Origin of the sequence: Dactylosporangium sp. NBC_01737 (assembly GCF_035963215.1) — a bacterium.
Lineage (GTDB): Bacteria > Actinomycetota > Actinomycetes > Mycobacteriales > Micromonosporaceae > Dactylosporangium.
Genome location: NZ_CP109153.1, coordinates 12958200 through 12976039, shown reverse-complemented (window position 1 = coordinate 12976039; position 17840 = coordinate 12958200). Strand labels below are relative to the sequence as shown.

15 protein-coding genes are annotated in these 17840 nt (G+C 73.2%); 6 read left to right on the top strand and 9 right to left on the bottom strand.

Features of this window, described 5'->3' with window-relative positions; all coding sequences use genetic code 11:
• The first annotated feature begins 29 nt into the window (after positions 1-29).
• On the top strand, positions 30-1796 hold the full coding sequence (locus OHA72_RS59860) for a DEAD/DEAH box helicase (RefSeq protein WP_442788456.1): 1767 nt from the start codon (positions 30-32) through the stop codon (positions 1794-1796).
• Between the two features lie 363 nt (positions 1797-2159).
• Here OHA72_RS59860 and OHA72_RS59855 read toward each other — a convergent pair whose 3' ends face one another.
• The 8 genes from OHA72_RS59855 to OHA72_RS59820 form a co-directional block, all read right to left on the bottom strand.
• A complete protein-coding gene (locus OHA72_RS59855; protein ID WP_442788399.1) occupies positions 2160-3200 on the bottom strand; it encodes an IS30 family transposase in 1041 nt (346 codons plus the stop codon).
• Between the two features lie 570 nt (positions 3201-3770).
• Positions 3771-4166, bottom strand: coding sequence for a hypothetical protein (locus tag OHA72_RS59850; RefSeq protein WP_327004972.1), 396 nt, complete (start codon positions 4164-4166; stop codon positions 3771-3773).
• A gap of 88 nt (positions 4167-4254) precedes the next feature.
• The gene (locus OHA72_RS59845) at positions 4255-5472 is read right to left on the bottom strand and encodes an adenylosuccinate synthetase (RefSeq protein ID WP_327004971.1); all 1218 of its coding nucleotides are present in this window, start codon (positions 5470-5472) and stop codon (positions 4255-4257) included.
• 2 nt (positions 5473-5474) lie between these two features.
• On the bottom strand, positions 5475-6437 hold the full coding sequence (locus OHA72_RS59840; RefSeq protein ID WP_327004970.1) for a hypothetical protein: 963 nt from the start codon (positions 6435-6437) through the stop codon (positions 5475-5477).
• A 15-nt stretch (positions 6438-6452) separates the two neighbouring features.
• Entirely contained in the window at positions 6453-7400 is a 948-nt protein-coding gene (locus OHA72_RS59835; RefSeq protein ID WP_327004969.1) for a BUD32 family EKC/KEOPS complex subunit, read from the bottom strand.
• A complete protein-coding gene (locus OHA72_RS59830; RefSeq protein WP_327004968.1) occupies positions 7397-8143 on the bottom strand; it encodes an NUDIX hydrolase in 747 nt (248 codons plus the stop codon). Before OHA72_RS59830 ends, OHA72_RS59835 begins: the two co-directional genes overlap by 4 nt.
• Positions 8144-8236: 93 nt before the next feature.
• Positions 8237-9046 carry an ATP-binding protein gene (locus OHA72_RS59825; protein WP_327011893.1) on the bottom strand — a complete coding sequence of 270 codons (810 nt, stop codon included), beginning with the start codon at positions 9044-9046 and terminating at the stop codon, positions 8237-8239.
• A gap of 133 nt (positions 9047-9179) precedes the next feature.
• The gene (locus OHA72_RS59820) at positions 9180-9974 is read right to left on the bottom strand and encodes an AfsR/SARP family transcriptional regulator (RefSeq protein ID WP_327004967.1); all 795 of its coding nucleotides are present in this window, start codon (positions 9972-9974) and stop codon (positions 9180-9182) included.
• Between the two features lie 106 nt (positions 9975-10080).
• Here OHA72_RS59820 and OHA72_RS59815 point away from each other — a divergent pair, with 106 nt between their 5' ends.
• Entirely contained in the window at positions 10081-10203 is a 123-nt protein-coding gene (locus tag OHA72_RS59815) for a hypothetical protein (protein WP_327004966.1), read from the top strand.
• Between the two features lie 20 nt (positions 10204-10223).
• Here the strand turns inward: OHA72_RS59815 and OHA72_RS59810 are convergent, their stop codons facing one another.
• Positions 10224-10589 carry an MmcQ/YjbR family DNA-binding protein gene (locus OHA72_RS59810; RefSeq protein ID WP_327004965.1) on the bottom strand — a complete coding sequence of 122 codons (366 nt, stop codon included), beginning with the start codon at positions 10587-10589 and terminating at the stop codon, positions 10224-10226.
• A gap of 171 nt (positions 10590-10760) precedes the next feature.
• Here OHA72_RS59810 and OHA72_RS59805 point away from each other — a divergent pair, with 171 nt between their 5' ends.
• The 4 genes from OHA72_RS59805 to OHA72_RS59790 are packed head-to-tail and all read left to right on the top strand — an operon-like array spanning position 10761 to position 17834.
• Positions 10761-12284: a hypothetical protein gene (locus tag OHA72_RS59805; protein ID WP_327004964.1), complete on the top strand. Its 1524-nt coding sequence runs from the start codon at positions 10761-10763 to the stop codon at positions 12282-12284.
• The gene (locus OHA72_RS59800; RefSeq protein WP_327011892.1) at positions 12284-14164 is read left to right on the top strand and encodes a DUF4132 domain-containing protein; all 1881 of its coding nucleotides are present in this window, start codon (positions 12284-12286) and stop codon (positions 14162-14164) included. Before OHA72_RS59805 ends, OHA72_RS59800 begins: the two co-directional genes overlap by 1 nt.
• Positions 14161-16818 carry a hypothetical protein gene (locus OHA72_RS59795; RefSeq protein WP_327004963.1) on the top strand — a complete coding sequence of 886 codons (2658 nt, stop codon included), beginning with the start codon at positions 14161-14163 and terminating at the stop codon, positions 16816-16818. Before OHA72_RS59800 ends, OHA72_RS59795 begins: the two co-directional genes overlap by 4 nt.
• Complete coding sequence (locus OHA72_RS59790) at positions 16788-17834, top strand: DUF4132 domain-containing protein (RefSeq protein WP_327011891.1); 1047 nt, start codon at positions 16788-16790, stop codon at positions 17832-17834. The genes OHA72_RS59795 and OHA72_RS59790 overlap by 31 nt, the downstream gene beginning before the upstream one ends.
• Positions 17835-17840: the final 6 nt, after the last annotated feature.

Sequence of the window (17840 nt, the reverse complement as noted above, 5' to 3'; positions counted from 1 at the left end):
CCGGGCCTGGGATGATAGAGACGCCACGAATGCCACGATTGAGGAGCACCACCGTGACCGCAGGCACCAACGAAGATACCGGCTTCGCCGAACTGGGCTTGCGGGACGAACTGCTCAAGGCACTGACCACCCTCGGCTACGAGGAGCCCACCCCGATCCAGCGCGAGGCGATCCCGCCGATGCTCGCCGGCCGTGACCTGCTCGGCCAGGCCGCCACCGGCACCGGCAAGACCGCCGCGTTCTCGCTGCCGCTGCTGCAGACGATCCCCTCGCCCGGCGGCGACAACCCCTCCGCGCTCATCCTCGTGCCCACCCGTGAGCTGGCCGTGCAGGTGTCCGAGGCGATCCACCGGTATGGCAAGGACCTCGGCACTCGCGTCCTGCCGATCTACGGCGGCCAGCCGATCGGCCGCCAGCTGCGCGCCCTTGAGCACGGCGTCGACGTCGTCGTCGCCACCCCGGGCCGGGCCCTCGATCACATCAGCCGTGGCACGCTGCACCTGCACGACCTGCGCGTCGTGGTCCTCGACGAGGCCGACGAGATGCTCGACATGGGCTTCGCCGAGGACATCGAGGCGATCCTGCAGGAGACCCCCGAGGACCGCCAGACGGTGCTGTTCTCCGCCACGATGCCGCCCCGCATCGACGGCCTGGCCCGCAGCCACCTCAACGACCCGGTCCGCATCCAGATCGGCCGCGAGCCCACCGCCGCCGGCGAGTCGCCGCTGGTGCGCCAGGTCGCCTATGTCGTCACCCGCGCGCACAAGCCCGCCGCCCTCGGCCGCGTCCTGGACGTCGAGGCCCCCGGCGCCGCCCTCGTCTTCTGCCGCACCCGCGACGAGGTCGACCAGCTCACCGAGACCCTCAACGGCCGTGGCTACCGCGCTGAGGCCCTGCACGGCGGCATGGGCCAGGAGCAGCGCGACCGGGTCATGGCCCGCCTGCGCAACGGCACCGCCGACCTGCTCGTCGCCACCGACGTCGCCGCCCGCGGCCTCGACGTCGAGCACCTCACCCACGTCGTCAACTACGACGTGCCGTCGGCCCCCGAGTCCTACGTGCACCGCATCGGCCGTGTCGGCCGCGCCGGCCGCGAGGGCGTGGCGATCACCCTCGCCGAGCCCCGCGAGCACCGCATGCTCAAGACCATCGAGCGCATCACCAAGCAGCGCATCCTCATCGAGAAGGTCCCGACCGTCGCGGACCTGCGCGCCCGCCGCCTCGAGCTGACCCGCGCCGCCCTGCACGAGAGCCTCGTCGCCGACGACGCCGCCCTGTCGCAGTTCCGCGTCGTCGTGGAGACCCTCAGCGACGAGTTCGACCTGATGGAGATCGCCATCGCCGCGGTCAAGATCGCTCACGACGCCACCAGCATCGGCGACGGCGACCAGGAGGAGATCCCCGAGATCACCCTCCGGGCGCCCCGCGACGCCGGCTTCGGTGACCGGCCCGGGTCCGGCGACCGTTCCGGCCCTGGCCGCCGCGTCGCGGTCCGCGACGCCGACGGCCGGGGGCGTGGCCGCGAGGCGGGCGGTCGGCGCGTCCCGGCGGGCGGCATGACCAGGCTCTTCGTCGGCGCGGGGCGGGCCGCGGGGATCCGGCCGCAGGACCTGGTCGGGGCGATCACCGGCGAGTCGAGCCTGAGCGGGCGTGACATCGGGGCCATCGAGATCACTGACCGGTTCTCGCTGGTTGAGGTGCCGGAGGGGTCGGTTGACGAGGTCATCGACACGCTGCGGCGGACCACGTTGAAGGGGCGTCGGCCGGTGGTGCGTCGGGAGCGGTTCCAGGGTTGAGGGGTTTCCTGTTTTCACCCCCCCCCCCAGGATCGTGTGGTCGTCTTGCGGTTGAGCGTCCGCTTGGGGGTACGCCGCTTGGAGTGGTTCCTGGTGTCGGTCCTCGGGGCTCGGTGGTTTCGCGCAGCCTCCGGCGGCGCGGACGGGTAGCGCGGTCACCGTCCGTGCCGTGCCTGGGGTTCTGCCAAGCCAGGTCCGCGCTCACATGATCCAGCGCCGTCGAAGTCGTCATTCGGTGGTGCCACACCGTCGCTGGCACAAAATACGAGCAAATCACCCATGCCGCAGCACTGATCTCGCCCGCGCCAAGATCTACGATCTTGGCGCTTGATCAAAGGATCCGGGTGGCCGTCCGGGGCGGTTTCAGGAGGTGGTTGCAACGTTGCTGGTCAGGAGTTCTGCGAGCTTTTCTGCGGGGGTTCGCCATCCGAGTGTTTCACGGGGTCGGCGGTTGAGTTGGGCGGCGGTGGCGTCCAGGTCGGCCTGGCTGGTGGTGGTGAAGGTGTGGATGCCTTTGGGGTAGTACTCGCGGAGCAGTCCGTTGGTGTTCTCGTTCGAGCCGCGTTGCCAGGGGCTGTGCGGGTCGCAGAAGAACACGGGGCAGCCGGTCGCGATGCTGAACCGGGCGTGCAGGGCCATTTCGGTGCCCTGGTCCCAGGTCAGCGACCGCAGGAGTTCCTCGGGCAGCTGCGTCATTTTCGCGGTCAGCTGGGCGATGACGTGTTCGCTGACGCGGCTGTCGGGCAGGGCGACGAGGATCACGAACCGGGTGGTGCGTTCGACGAGGGTCGCGATCGCGGTGGTGCCGTGCTTGCCGATGAGGAGGTCACCTTCCCAGTGCCCGGGCACGGCCCGGTCCGCTGCTTCGGCCGGTCGGTCGCTGATGCGCAGCCCGAGCCAGGGCCGGTTGGAGCGGACCGCGCCGGCCTCGGCCGCACGGGGGCGCCGGTTGACGCGCCCGGACCGCAGTGCCTTCTGCCGGGTCAGTTCCGCGCGCAGACCGCCGCGGGCCTGCAGGTAGATGGCGTGGTAGATCGTCTCGTGTGACACCCACATCGTCCTGTCGTCCGGGAAGTCCTCCCGCAACCGTAGAGCGATCTGCTGCGGGGAATGCCGGTCCTCGAGCCGGGCGATCACCGCGTCCCGCAACGGCGACGCCGCGGTGAGTTTCCCCGCTTTCGACCTCGCTTTGAACGCGTCCGAAGACACCTGCGCCCGCGTCGCCCGGTACACCAGACCCGGCTGACCCAGCCCGGACCAGCGGTGGTTGGAATGGTGGAAGATCTCCCGGGACACCGTCGACGCCGCCCGACCCAACCGGGCCGCGATCACCCGCCTCGACTCACCCCGGGCCAGCCCCACCGAGATCTCTTCCCGTTCCGCGAACGACAACCGAGACGCCACTAGCTGCACACACCCATCTATCGATCATGACTCGGAGTGTTGCAACCACCTCTTGAGCCCGCCCGGACGGCCACCGCCGTCCTTCGATCATGGGTCGGGGCGGAAGATCGCCGTTCGAGTGCTGGTACTACCCGGTCTAGTGATCGATGTTCGTAACTCTGCCTTGTCGGCAGCTTCAATCCCCGCAAATCACCCAAAACGCCGTGCGGCGCCGATCCGCGCCGACCCCGGTCATGATCGAAGGACCAGGCTGGTCGTCCGGACGGCCACGGCCGTCCTTCGATCACGGGGCGGGACGACTGATCGCCGTTTGAGTGCTGATACTCCCCGGTCTAGTGATCGATGGTTTCGTTTTTTGGCCAGCGACGGTGTTGTAGCACCGAATGCTGCGCCCGACGGCGCTGGATCATGTGAGTGCGGACCTGGCTTGGGATGACCGCAACTACGGCACGGACGGTGACCGGGCTACCGGTCGCGCTGCCGCAGGCTGCGCGGAACCACCAAGGCCGCAGCCGTGATGGATTTTCTATTACGGGCATGACAACCCGTACGCGAAGAGCGACCAGCGCATCAGAGCGGCAGCGACTCACCAGGAACGACAAGCGTCAACCGAGCCCCGACCGGCGGCGGGTCGAACTCGAACGTGGTGACGACGACCGCACCGGGACGCACGTCGACGGCGCCGGACGTACGCGGGCGAAGCACCACGGACCCCGCCGACACGCTGACGTCCGACGCGGCGACGTGCCGGACCACGCGACCGGTGTTGCCGAAGCGGACCGTGATGGCCATGTGGTCGGAGCCGAGCACGTCCACGTCCGTGACCACCGTCGCCGGTGGGCGGGAGCGCGCTGCGGGGCCGGCCTCCGCGAACGTGGGGGAGACGACCCCGATCGCGCCGCCGATCGCGAGGCCCGCCGTGGTGGCGAGCAGGACCGCGTTGAGCGCGCCGCGATCGAATCCCATGCCGTGTCCCCCTCGTTGCCGCCTCGTGCGGGTTGCAGCGTCACACGGCGGTCTGAGGTTCAACTGTGGTGCGACTGAGGTGCTGGTTTCAGCATGTCAGCTGACCGGTGGTCATCGCCGCCGAATCGGTGGAGGTCTTGTCCTCCGAGCGGGGGCCACGCGACTCCAGCACCACGGGTGTCGACAGTTGCTCCGAGACCGCGGTGGTCCAGTCGTGCACCGGTGTGAGCCGGGGGCGGCTGGCCAGCAGGGCGCGGGTCAGCCGCTCCTGCCGGTCGAGGTCGCCGGTGACCCCGCGGGTGGGGACGGTGCCGTCGTAGTCGACGCACAGCTGCAGGCCCGGGTGCTGCGCGGCGGTGTCGAGGTGGGTGAGGGCGAGGCCGTCGACGCCGCCGCAGACGTCGAGGGCGTAGCGGTGTGCGACGGCGTCGAAGTGGCCGACGCGGAACGCGCCCTGCCACGGGTTCGTGGGGTTGTGCACGTCGGTGATCGGCAGTGAAGGGTCCTCCGTGACGAGGGGGCCGGCGCCGTGGCGGGTGGTGAAGGTCCGCAGCACGCCGAGGCGGTAGGCGGGTTCGCCGCCCAGGAGCGCCTCGGCGTTGGCGAACGTGGTCGTGCTCCAGGTGATGTACGGGTGGAAGCCGTGCCACTCGTCGAGCAGCACCCCCTGCGCGCCCTCGAACACGCACGGCCCCTCGATCCGCAGGCCGTCCACGATGGACACCGTGGCGGCGAAGGCCGTGTAGGCCTCGACGCAGGCGTCGACCGGTGGGCCGGCGACGCCCAGGGCGGCGCGCAGGCGCTCGAGCTTCGCCCGCAACACCGACGGGGTGAGGCAGTCGCCGACCCGGGGTGCGTCGTCCACATGGGACAGTGCGTACTCCATGGCCTCCCCGACGCCCATCCCGCACGAGCCGTGCCGGTCGGCGCCGCGGGCGAGCTCGCGCGCCCGGTTGGCCTCCCGGTGGTACGGGGTGGACAGCAGCGCGGCGCGGTCGACGGTGAGGCGTTGCCAGACGTCGTGGACGCCGAGGCCCACCAGGTGGTCGGCCTCGGCGGCCAGGGCGAGAGGGTCCACCACCATGAACCGGGACAGGTGGGTCCGCACGCCGGGCCGGAACGTGCCCGACCCGAACTGTGCGAACGTGTGCTTGCGCCCGTCGCCGAGCACGACGGTGTGCGCGGCCTGGGCGCCGCCGTTGAACCGCACCACGGTGTGCACGTCACGCGTGGCGCAGAGGTGGTCGACGACGGTCCCCTTGCCGCAGTCCCCGTATCCCAGGTCGACCACGATGACGTGCCCCATGGTTACAGCCGTTCCACGCTGGTGGTGCCGGTCATCGCGGGCGCCGAACCGGAGGCGAGCGGGGCGCGGCCGTCGCCGATGCGGGCCAGGGCCTTGCCGACGGTCGCCGTGGCCGCCGAGCCGACCTCACGCAGGTCCTCGAGGCCTTCGTCCAGGTCGATGGTGTCCTCCCCGAGGCCGACGGTCAGCGCGATGGTCTCGCAGACCGCGTCGAGGTCGTCCAGGGCGATGACGTTCTGCCCCAGCAGATCCTTCCAGAAGTCGAGGATGGCGGTGTTGCCCGCGTACGAGGAGCCGGCGGGCAGGATGTAGTAGGTGTCGTACATGCGGCGGACCTCGTCGACGATGGCCCGCAGCGCGATCGGCTCGCCGAGCTTGTCGCCGATGACGTCGCGGACCTCGCCGGGCTTGACCCGGCCGTAGGCCTGCTCGTCGCCGATGATGAACAGGTAGCCGCGCTTGCCGCGCTTGGAGTAGCAGTCGATGCTGGTGTGGCGGGCCATGAAGTACATGGCGAGCTCGTAGGACTCGGTCATCTGCCCGCCGCCGCCACCTTCGAGCACGAAGCGGCCGAGGTCCTCGTCGAGGCGGTTGTCCGACTCGAACTGCCCGACCTGCAGCGGCACCCGGTCGCACGTGGCGTCGCCGATCGCGCCGAAGAGGATCTGCGGGTCCTTGACGTACCCCTTGCGCAGCAGCAGACCGAGCAACTGTGGCAGCTTCTGCTGCAGGACCCGCGGCACGGAACCCATCGAGCCGGTCACGTCGAACATGACGGCGATGGCGACCGAGTCGGGGTGCTCGTCGGAGTCGCGGCTCTCCCGCATGCCGACGTCCTTCGGGTCGAGTGCACTGTGGACGGTGCGGGCGCCGGAGTCGCTGTAGGCGAACGCGCTGGCGCCGGTGGCGCGACGGTAGCGGTCGGCGGCGTCGTAGACGTCGGTCGACCAGATTCCACTTCCCATGGGGAGGTCCCCTTTCTACAGGGTGAACGGTCGGAACTTGCGGGGGCCGTACAGCCGGTGCAGCAGGTCGTCGAGCTCGCCCAGCAGCTTCCAGGCGTCGTCGGGTCGCTGCCGTGGCGAGCTGAGCCGGCAGCCGTCGGCGAAGCGCCGCAGCGCCTGCGGTGCGCGCCCGCCCATCAGGTCGGCCATGAGCCGGGCGGCCATGGCCAGGTCGGTGTAGGGGCCGGGGGTCTCGCGGTTGAGGACCTCGGCCGGGTAGTGGTCGCGGCGGTGCGGCACGATCGCGGGGATGTGGTCGCTGGGATCGGTGGTGCTGTAGCACCAGTCGACGAGCACCACGCCGTGGTCGCCGGGTTCGATGAGGACGTGCTCGGGCAGGACCGCACCGTGCACGACACCGGCGCGGTGCGCGAGGCCGAGCGCGACGAGCAACCGCCGCCACATCCACGCCGCGTCGCGCGGGTCGAGCCCGTCGGGGCGGCGCTCGGCGACCTCGGCGAGGCTGTGCAGCCCCTTCGCGGTCGTGGCGAGCACGTTGCCGCGTCGTTTCACGGTCCCGTCCTGGTGCCGGAACGAGTCGACCAGGCGGGGCACGTAAGGCAGGTACCGCGGGTCGCCCTTCTCGGCGATCAGCCGCAGGGCGGTCGCCTCGCGCGCCATGAGGTCGTTGCACGCCGGGTCGCGCACGAGTTTCAGGTGCCCCTCCGGCACCGTGTACAGGTTGGCGAGGTCGCCCTCGAAGGCGAGGACGGCGGTGGAGTAGACGCCCCTCGAACTGCGGATCGTGCCGCGGTTGCGCCACAGGTCGGTGAGCCGGGCGAACGCCGCGGCGCCCTGCGGTCCGGCCGTGTCCGGGTGGGTGAGGCGGGCCAGCCGCCGGTAGGTGCCGGCCGGGTCGTCGCCGTCGAAAAGGTCCGCACCGGCGGACTCGATCAGCGTGATCGCCTCAGCAGTGGTCGTCATCGGACCGTCTCCTCACGGCTGGGCATGAGCAGGGCTGGGTGCAGCAGCCGGGCGTCGCCGGCGCGGTAGAGCTTGGCCCTGGGGCCGCCCCGCGCGCCGCCGCGCTCGGTGGTCGTGTTGGTGCTCTCGACGAACCCGGGCACCGACAGCACCTTGCGGTGGAAGTTGCCGGCGTGCAGCTGCTCGCCCCACACCGTCTCGTAGACGGCGCGCAGGTCGGCGATCGTGAACTCCTCGCCGACGAACCGGGTCGCCAGAGGCGTGTATTCCAGCTTCGACCTGGCCCGCTCAAGGCCGTCGGCGACGATCGTGCTGTGGTCGAAGGCGAGGTCCGAGGGGCGCTCGTCCATCGGCACCCAGGCGGCCTCGCGGGCGTCGGAGCCGGAGACGGGATCGGGCAGGTCCGGCGCGAACGCCACGTACGCCACGGAGAACACCCGCATGCGGGGGTCCCGGTCGGGCGCACCGTAGGTGCCGAGCTGCTCCAGGTGCAGCCGCCGGTGGGCGGTGGCGACGCCGGTCTCCTCGGCGAGCTCCCGCGCGGCGGCGGTCGGCAGGTCCTCCCACTGGCCGACGAACCCGCCGGGCAGTGCCCACATGCCCTCGCTGGGCGGGCAGGCACGGCGCACCAGCAGCACGTTGAGCGCACCGTTGCGGATCGTGAACGCCACGATGTCCACGGTCACTGCCACCGGCGGGTAGGCACGCGGGTCGTAGCTGGCGAGGAAGTCGGCGTCGTTCACCTGGAGTCCTTCTCAGATAGAGTATTTCTCGATCTGAGAACAACATACGTCCGGGGTGTCTGCGACGCAACGTCGTTTTCTGTCGGCCCTCCGTCAGGCGCTGGCGAGCCGGTCGCGCAGATGATGGCCGTGCGCGTCGGTGATCTGTGCGGCGACAGCGGACCGGACCAGCTCGCTTCGGTGCCGGACGCTGCCGGCGGTACCTTCCACCAGCAGATGGGCGTGGACCAGCCCGTCGACCGCCGCGAGGACCTCGGCGAGGTCGAGGCCGCCGGTCGTGGCGAGCTGCTCGACCCGCAGCGGGCCGAGCGCCGCCGTCAGCCGCAGGATCTCCCAGGCCGCCGGCGACATCCACCGGGTCCGCTGCCGGGCCAGGTGCATCGCGACCGCCTCGGCCAGCGCCGGATCGCCGGCGCCGGGCCGCACGAGCGCCGGGATGCCGCCGCTGGCGGTGAGCGCGTCGACCGGCAGGTCGCGCTCGTCGAGCGGGTCGAGCCGCAGCACCAGGTCCACGTCGAGCGCGTGCAGCGGACGGTCGGCGATGGCCGACGGGTAGCGGTAGGAGACCACGACCCGCGGGCCGCGCTCCCGCAGCCAGCGCAGCTCGCTGACGGAGTCTGCGTCGAGGTGCTCCGCGTCGTCGACGGCGATGACACAATCTCGCAGCTCGCCGGCGAGCATGTCGAGCTCGGCGGGGTGCAGGCAGCGCCGCTCGCCCATGGCCGCGTCGAGGACCTGGTCGGCGGGGTGGCCGAGCTGGTGGAGTACGGTGCGCAGCCAGCCGAGCCGCAGCGCGCCGCCCGGGCCCGGTCCGCGTCCCAGGCCCACGCGTCGCGGCGCCTCCTCGCGCAGCCGGGCCAGCAGCGCCGACTTGCCGGCACCTGCCGGCCCGACGACGTGGATGACACCGGGGCCGTCGGCGAGGACCGCCAGCTCGGCCGCGCGCCCGACGAACGCCGCGTCGTCCGCTGCCGCGCCGGTGGACCGGGTCGTGTTCCTGCGTCGGTCGGTCTTGCGGCGGTCCGCCGTGCGGCGGTCACCGTGCGCGCGTGTGGGTGTCGGCGGTGTCGTTGTTGTCGGGGGCAGCGCTGGTCCGGGTGCCGGGCGTGTGCAGCTCGGCCAGGAGCCGGTCGCGCAGCGACGTCGTGTCGGCGGACGGGGTGATGCCCAGGTCGTCGGCGAGGGCGCGGCGGCACAGGTCGATCCAGCGGACGACCTCGTCGGCCCGCCCGAGGGCCGCGCCGGCCACCATCGCCAGGCGGTACCCGCGCTCGGTGAACGGCTCCAGCTCCGTGGCCTCGCGTGCCAGGCGCAGCGCCCTGGCCGGATCGGCGGCGGCGGCCGGCTCGGCGAGGTCGAGCAGGGCCGCGACCAGGACGGCCTTGACCTCGGCGCGGGCGGGGGCGGCCCAGTCGGCGTACTCGTCCTCCGCGAACGGCAGCTCCGGCGCGAGCTCGACGATGTGCTCCCGCACGTCGAGCTGCCCCGGGCGGCGCTCGGCGATCTTCGCCGCGGCCCGCAGGTCGGCGAGGTCGAGGCGGGCCCGGTCGGTGGCGAACACGTAGCCGCCGGCCCTGGTCACGATGAATGACCGGGCCGTGGGCACGCCCGGCTGCAGCGCGCGCCGCAGCACCGACACGTAGTGCTCCAGCGCCGCCGTGGCGTTGCCGGGCAGGTCCGCGCCCCAGACCGCGTCGGCCAGGGCGTCCTTGGACTGGACCCGGTCATGCCGCGCGGCGAGCACCCCCAGCACCTGCCGGGCCCGCCTGGGCAGGTCGTCGCCGGTCATCCGCCGGCCGTCACCGTCGATGATCTCGATCTGTCCGAGCACGCGCACGTCCACAGCCGCCGCAATCGGCAGGGTCCCGCGTGGGTTGAGCGGTTCCCTTCAGGCGGACCACAGGCCGGCTTCATGCCGCCGTGGTTTCGTGCGGCTCATGAAGATCATGGCCAGTGTCGTCCCGGCGGCCCGTCTCTCGTCGCGCATCGTGCTCGCGGCATGCTTCGTCGCTGCGCTCAGTGCAGGACTCGTGACCATGGTCGTGTCCGCGCTGCGATAGAGCCTTCTTGTGCACCCCCGTCAACGCAGTGCGAGATCCAGGCGCGCCACGATCGGCCGTGGTGCGGTCATGCGCCACGCCTCGGTGATGAGGTCGCAGAGCTCGTCCTCGTGCGCCTTGCGCAGACGCACCTGCACCCAGCCGACCCGGCCGGACGCGCGTGACTTCTTGTAGGCCCGCGGGTCGTCCTCGACGAGGGCCGCCTGCTCCTCGCGGGACGTCTTGACCAGCATGGTCCAGTCGTCCTCGCACAGATAGGCGAATCCGCGATCGCGCACCCGGAAGCCGAGATGGTTGCCGTGCAGGCGCTGCTCGACCTCGGGCAGCGTCAGGACCATCCGGAGCGCCTCGTCGACGCTCACCCCGCGGCTGGTTCGGAATCCCATGTCTGTAGGTGTAACAGGAGGATCCGACACTTTTCCGAGGATCCGATTTTCCCCATTTGCTCATTTTCATGATCAAATGTGTTCTTGCAGCGTGCGGCCGTGCCACCGAAATTGTCGGTGGGCGTGGCTATGGTGGCGCCCATCCGAATCCGGATCACGGGGAGGCGGCACATGGCCATGCGCGAGAACACGTTCGTCATGCCGTCCTCCTGGCTGCGCGCCATCAGGCCGCGGCGCGGCGGGGTGCCCGTCGAGTTCAGCCCGGCCACGACCTGGGCGGCCGACGTCGCCACGCTGGTCGCCAAGCGCCCCAGCCTGCGCACGTCGCTCACCGACCCCCAGACTCCCACCGACATTCGCGAGGCCGGCCTGGCGCACCTCGACGGCGGCGGCACCCCGCTCGGCGCTGCCGCGGTCGTCGCCGCCTATGTCGGGCCGCCCGACGAGTTCAGCCGGTCCGCCGCCGCGGTCTTCGCCGACGGCTGGGTCGCCGGGCACGGGCTGCGGTTCGCCGTCGAGGCTGCCATGGAGCTGCAGGGCCTGGGCTATGGCGCCCGCTGGGACTCCTCGTCCAGCGCCGGGGAGCCCGTGGTCCGGCGCGTGCGCGGCACCGAGGGCGCCGGAGCGGTTCTGACCAGGGTGCGGGCCGCCGTCGCCGCGGCACCCGAGGAGGATTACCGGTCGCTGGTCGACCTGCTCGGGCACTGGCGGGAGCGCACGGCGACGCACCGGATCGTGGCGGCGTATCTCGCGCCGAGCGAGGCGGCCTGGGTCGAGGAGGAGATGGGCGGCCACTTCGGCGGCGACGACTGGCGCATCCTGCTGATGCTCGCGTCCGTGACGACCGTGGAGCACGCCGAGACCCTCGTGGGCGGCCACCCGCCGTGGGGTCTGCTCACCGATGCCGGGCTGCTGCACACGATCGTCGACGGGCTGGGTGTCGCCGCGGCGCCCATGCTCGTGCGGTGGCTGGACCGGTTCGCGTCGTCCGCCGACGCCCGGCGGTCCCTGCTGCCGGTCATCGCCGCGATGCCGACCGACGAGGCGTTCCAGGCCCTCGTGGAGCGCGTGGACGGCCGCCACGTCCCCGCCGCGCTGAGCGAGGCGAGCGACCGGTTCCCTCGGCGGGCGGTGCGGCTGCTGGCCTCGGCCGCCTCGCGGCGCAGCATCGCCGAGCGGCTGCGCACCCACGTCGCCGCGCACCGCGACGCCGCCGCCGAGGTGCTGCCGGCGCTCAGCGGTGCGGCCGGCACCCGCGCCGCCGCTGCCCGGGTCGCCGCCGTGCTCGCGGAGCTCGACCGCCGCGTCGTCGCGCCGCCGAAGGCGCTGCCGCCGCTGCTCGTCACGCCCCGTGGACCGCCGCGCGCCGGTCCACCCGCAAACCGGTCGTCGTCGAGGGGCTGCGCTGCACCGACGAGCCCGCCGTGGCCTGGGAGCCCGGGGAGCAGGCGGAGTGGCTCGACCGGGCCGGCGGCGCCGGCCAGTGGGGCCGGTTGCGCTCGGACTGGCCCGCGCTCGCCCGGGACATCGACGCGGGCACCTGCTCCTGGTTCGACACCTTCGGCTTCTTCATGCACGCCCCGATCGACCTCGCCGGGCCGGTTGCCGCCCGCTGGCGCCCCAACCGGCCCTGGGACGAGCAGCGCTGGTCACCGGCGCTCGTCGCGAGGTTCGGGGTCCTGGTCCTGCCCCTGATGCTGTCGCTCGCCGGCCGCGGCCCGGCCGGGATGCCACTGCTGCTGCCGTTCACCGGGCCTGAGGTCGCCGCCGTCGCCGCCCGGTGGCTCGACGGCGGCCGTGCGGCGCGCGGGGACGCCCTCGCCTGGCTGCGCCGGCACCCCGAGGCCGCCGCCCGGGCCCTGGTTCCCGCGGCGCTCGGGCGGGCGGGCCCGGCCCGCCGACTCGCCGGGCAGGCGCTGCGCGCCGTCGCCGATCTGGGCCGCCGCGACGCGGTCGAGGCCGCCGCCCGCGCCTATGGTGCTGGGGCCGCCGCGGCGGTGACCGACCTGCTCGACGCCGACCCGCTCGACGCGCTTCCCGCCCGCCCGCCGACGCTGCCGGTCTGGGCCGACCCCGCCGTGCTGACCCCGATCGAGCTGCGCGGCGGCGCCGGGACGCTGCCGGTCGACGCGGCCCGGCACGTGCTGACGATGCTCGCCATGTCCAAGCCGGCCGCGCCGTATGCCGGCCTGACCGTCGTCCGGGAGGCGTGCACTGCGGCGTCGCTCGCCGGGTTCGCGATGTCGCTGCTCGATCGCTGGCTCGAGGCGGGCGCCCCGGGCCGCGCCGGCTGGGTCCTGGAGGCCCAGGCGGTCCTCGGCGACGACGAGACCGCCCGCCGGCTCGCCGCGCACGTCCGCGCCTGGCCGTCCGAGGGTGCCCTCGCCAGGGCCGGCGCGGCCGTCGACGTGATCGCCAGGATCGGCACCGAGGGTGCCCTCATCCAGCTGCACCGCCTCACCACGAAGGTCCGCACCCCGTCGGTGCGCGCCCGCGCCCAGGAGCGGCTCGCGGAGGTCGCGGCGTCGCTGGAGCTGACCCCCGATCAGCTCGCCGACCGGCTCGTGCCCGACCTCGGCCTCGACGCCGCCGGCACGCTGGAGCTGGACTTCGGGCCGCGCCGGTTCACGGCCGGCTTCGACGAGCGGCTCAAACCGTTCGTCGCCGACGGGACCGGCACCCGGCGCAAGGACCTGCCGAAGCCGGGCGTGCGCGACGACCCGGCCCTGGCACCCGCCGCCGTGAAACGCTTCACCCTGCTGAAGCAGGTCGTGCGGCTCGTCGCCGCCGAGCAGATCCCCCGCTTCGAGCGGGCGATGGTGATGGGCCGGCGCTGGACCGGCGCCGACTTCCACCGCCTGATCGTCGGGCACCCGCTCGTCTGGCACGTCGCGCGGCGACTGGTGTGGGCGACCTTCGACACCTTCGACGCCTCCGGCGCGCCGCTCGCCGCGATGCGGGTCGCGGAGGACAGGACCCTCGCCGGCCTCGACGACTCGCCGGTGACGCTCGCCGACGACGCGCCGGTCGGCGTCGCGCACCCCCTGCACCTCGGCGGCACGCTCGTCGCGTGGGCACAGCTGTTCGCCGACTACGAGATCCTGCAGCCGTTCCCCCAACTGGGCCGCGCGAGCCCCGCCCTCACCGCGTTGTTCTCGCAGCTGGGGGCGGGTGGGCCTGGGCTCACTGGTTGGTTCTCGCGGCCGGGGGCGGGTGGGCCTGGGCTCACGGCCGAGGAGCGCGAGCGTGACGTGCTGGCCAGGTTCGCCGGGGTGAAGGCGCCCAGCGGCCGTTTCGCCGGGCTGACCCACGGCGCCTGGCGCCGCACCGACGGCCAGCACGGCGGCTGGGGCGGCATCGTGCGGGACCTTCCAGGCGACCGCATCGCCGTCGTCGAGCTGGACCCCGGCCTGCACTACGGCGACGTCTCCGTCGACCCGGTCCAGACCATCACCGGCGTGCGGGCCGGCACCCGCCACGCCGACGGGCGCGGGTGGCAGCGGGTGCCGTTCGCCGACCTCGACCCGATCAGCGCCTTCGAACTCGTCCGTGACCTGGAGGAAGCGACCGCATGACCGAGGACACCTTCACCACCCCGGACTCGTGGCGCCGCAGCCTCCTGCCGCGCCGCGGCGGGTTGCCGGTCACGCACCGGCCGGTGGCGGGCTGGAAGGACACGGTCGCGGCAAGCCTGTCCGGCACCGTCGATCCGCGCGCCGCGCTGACCCACCCGTCGACCCAGGCCGACCTGCGCGACGCGGGCCTCGCCTACCTCGACGCCGCTCTCGCCCACCTCTCCCCGCCAGCCGCAGCCGGCCCACCGCTCGGCGCGGGCGGTGCTGTGCCTGGTGTTGGCGGCGCACCGCATGGCGCCGGGGGTGCCGTGCCCGATGCGGGCGGCACGGCGGCCGGCGTGGGTAACACCGCGCCGGGTGCCGGCAGCGCGCCGTTCGGTGTCGGTGGCACGCCGCCCGGTGCGAATGGCGCTGCGTCGGCTGGTGGGGGTGGCGCTGCGGCGGCTGGTGTGAATGGCGCTGCGTCGGCCGGTGTGGGTGGCGCTGCGTCGGCCGGTGTGGGTGGCGCTGCGTCGGCTGATGTGGGTGGCGCATCGTCCGGCGTCGGCGGGGGTGTGCTCGGTGCGGGGGTCACGCCGCTTGGGGCGGCCGCTGTCACCGTCACCGCGGTCGGGTCGTCCGAGCACTGGTCCAGCGCGATCAGCTCGGCCCATGCCGACGGCTGGATCGCCACCCACGGGCTGGCGTTCGCCGTCCGCGCCGGGGTGGAGCTGGCCGACCTGCTCCTCGTGACGCCGTATCGGGCCGACCTCGGGCCGAAGGCACTGCGCAGGTTCGGTGACCTGTCCGCGTCGCTGCAGCGCAACACCGACGGGACCACGATGGTGCTGCACCGGCTGCGGGTTGCGATGGCCGCCGCGCCCGACGACGAGCACGCCGCCGCCGTCGACGCACTCGCCGGCCTGCGGGAAGGGCACCTGACGACCGGGCAGCGGGCCGCGGTCTCGTTCCTCGCGCCGGCCAGGCACGACTGGGTCGCCGCCGACGTCGCGGCAGTCGGTGCCGACCGTCACGCCGACTGGGCCGCGCTGCTGATGTTCGCGTCGATCACGGAGCCGGCGCAGTTCGACAGGCTGCGGATGGGGCATGTTCTGTCGCATCTGATGCGGTCCGGTCAGCGGCTGCACACCCTCGCCGAAGGGCTCGGCGCGGGCGGGATGCCGGTGTATCGGGCGCTGCTGGACGGTCACACCGGCTGGGCCGACGGGGTGCGTGCGGTGTTCGAGCTCGTTGCGGCCGTGCCGACCGACGAGGCGTTCCAGCTGCTGCTCGACTGGCCCGACGAGCGCACCGCGATGCCGTTCCTCATCGAGGCGGCCGACCGGTTCCCGCGCCGCGCGCTGCGGCTGCTCTCGGCGGCCGGCAGGGGCGGTGCGCTGCTCCAGTCGCACATCAGCCGGCACGGGGCTCTCGCCGAGGCGATGGCCGACGAGTTGCCCGCGGGCGCGGCCGCCCGGGTCGCGGCCGCCGCCGCCAAGCTCGACGCGGTGCGGGTCGCGCCGTCCGGGGCGCTGCCGCCGGTCCTCGCCGACCCGCCATGGCTCGGCGCGGCCAAGGCCCGCAAACCGGCTGTCGTCGCGGGCCTCACCTGCACCGACGAGACCGTCCTGCGGTGGGAGCCGGGGGAGCGGCTCGCGTGGCAGCGGCTGCGGCGCATCGGCGGCGGCACGCTCAGCGCCGCCGAGACCTGGCGGGTGGAGGTGCAGCTGCGCTCCGGCGGCGGCGACCCGTACCGTCAGCTGACCTTCTTCGTCGAGGCGCCCGAGTCGATGGCCCGGCCGCACCTGGCGGCGTGGCGGCCGCGCGACCTGTGGGACGCCGAGGCGTGGCTGCGGATCATCGTCGGGCGCTTCGAGATGGACGCGTGGCCCGTGGTCCTCGACGCGGCCCGGCGCGGCCCCGCCGAGGTGGCGCCGGCGCTGATGGCGTTCGCCGGTCCGGAGCCGGCGCAGCTGATGGCCGAATGGCACGGCCGGCTCAAGACGCTCCGCCCGGCCGCCACGCAATGGCTGCTGCGGCACCCCGCGGCGGCGGCCAGAGCTCTCGTCCCACCGGCGCTCGGCAAGCCGGGCCTTGCCCGCCGGTACGCCGAACGCGCCCTGCTCGTCGTCGCGGCCGCCGGGCACCGTGACCTCGTCGAGGCCGCCGCCCGTGACCACGGCGACGCCGCGGCCGACGGGATCGGCCAGTTGCTGGACGCCGACCCGTTGCTGCAACTGCCCACGAAGATCCCGGCGGTGCCCGACTGGGCAGATCCCGCGCTGCTCGCCCCGGTCGAGCTCACCGGCGACGCCGGCGCCCTGTCCGCGGACGCGGTCCGGCACCTGCTGACGATGCTCGCGATGTCGAAGCTCGGTGAGCCGTATGCCGGGCTCGCCCAGGTCGTGGCGGCGTGCACACCGGCTTCGCTGGCACGGTTCGGCTGGTCGTGTTCGAGCAGTGGCGGCATGTCGGCGCTCCCGCGAAGGAGGCCTGGGCGCTCGACGCGCTGGCGTTCCTCGGCGACGACGACACCGTGCGGCGGCTCGCCCCCGTCATCCGGGCGTGGCCCGGCGAAGGCGGGCACAGCAAGGCGGTCGCCGCCCTCGACGTCCTCGCCGAGATCGGCACCGACGTCGCCCTCATGCACCTGCACGGCATCTCCGAGAAGGTGAAGTTCAAGGGCCTCAAGGACCGCGCCAAGGAGAAGATCGCCGAGGTCGCGGCGTCCCTGGAGCTGACACCCGAGCAGCTCGCCGACCGGCTCGTGCCCGACTTCGGGCTCGACGCCGACGGCACGCTGCGGATCGACTACGGGCCGCGCCGGTTCACCGTCGGCTTCGACGAGCAGCTCAAACCGTTCGTCGCCGACGAGACCGGCGCCCGGCGCAAGGACCTGCCGAAGCCCGGCGCGAAGGACGACCCGGACCTGGCGCCGGCCGGCGCGGCCCGGTTCGCGGCCCTGAAGAAGGACGTGCGGACCGTCGCCGCCGACCAGCTGCACCGCTTCGAGCAGGCGATGGTCATGCAACGACGCTGGAGTGGCGCGGAGTTCCGGCAGTTCATCGTCGAGCATCCCCTCGTCTGGCACGTCGCGCGGCGGCTGGTGTGGGCGACCTTCGACGCGTCCGGCGCGGCGCTCGGCACGATGCGGCTGGCCGAGGACAGGACCCTCGCCGACGTCGACGACACCACCGTCACCCTCGCCGGCGATGCGAGTGTCGGCGTCGCGCACCCCGTGCACCTCGCCGGCACGCTCGGCGCGTGGGCGGAGGTGTTCGCCGACTACGAGATCCTGCAGCCGTTCCCGCAGCTGGCCCGCGACACGCACACGCTGACCGACGCGGAACGCGCCGCGACCGACTTCGCCCGGTACCACGGCGTGAAGGTGCCGACGACGAAGGTCCTGGGCCTGGAGCGGCGCGGCTGGCGTCGCGCCGCGGCGGAGGACGGCGGTGTCCAGCCGGCGATGGAGCGTCCCCTGCCTGGCGGCGCGCTGCTGCTCGCGGAGCTCGACCCGGGCATCGCCGTCGGCGACGTGTCGATGCTGTCGGAGCAGGCGCTGATCGAGGTGTGGATCGTCGGCGCCGGTGGGACCAGATGGACCCGGGACCGCCCGCACACGTTCGGCGAGCTCGACCCCGTTACCGTGTCCGAGATCATCAGAGACCTGCGGGAGGTCGTGCAGTGAGTGAGC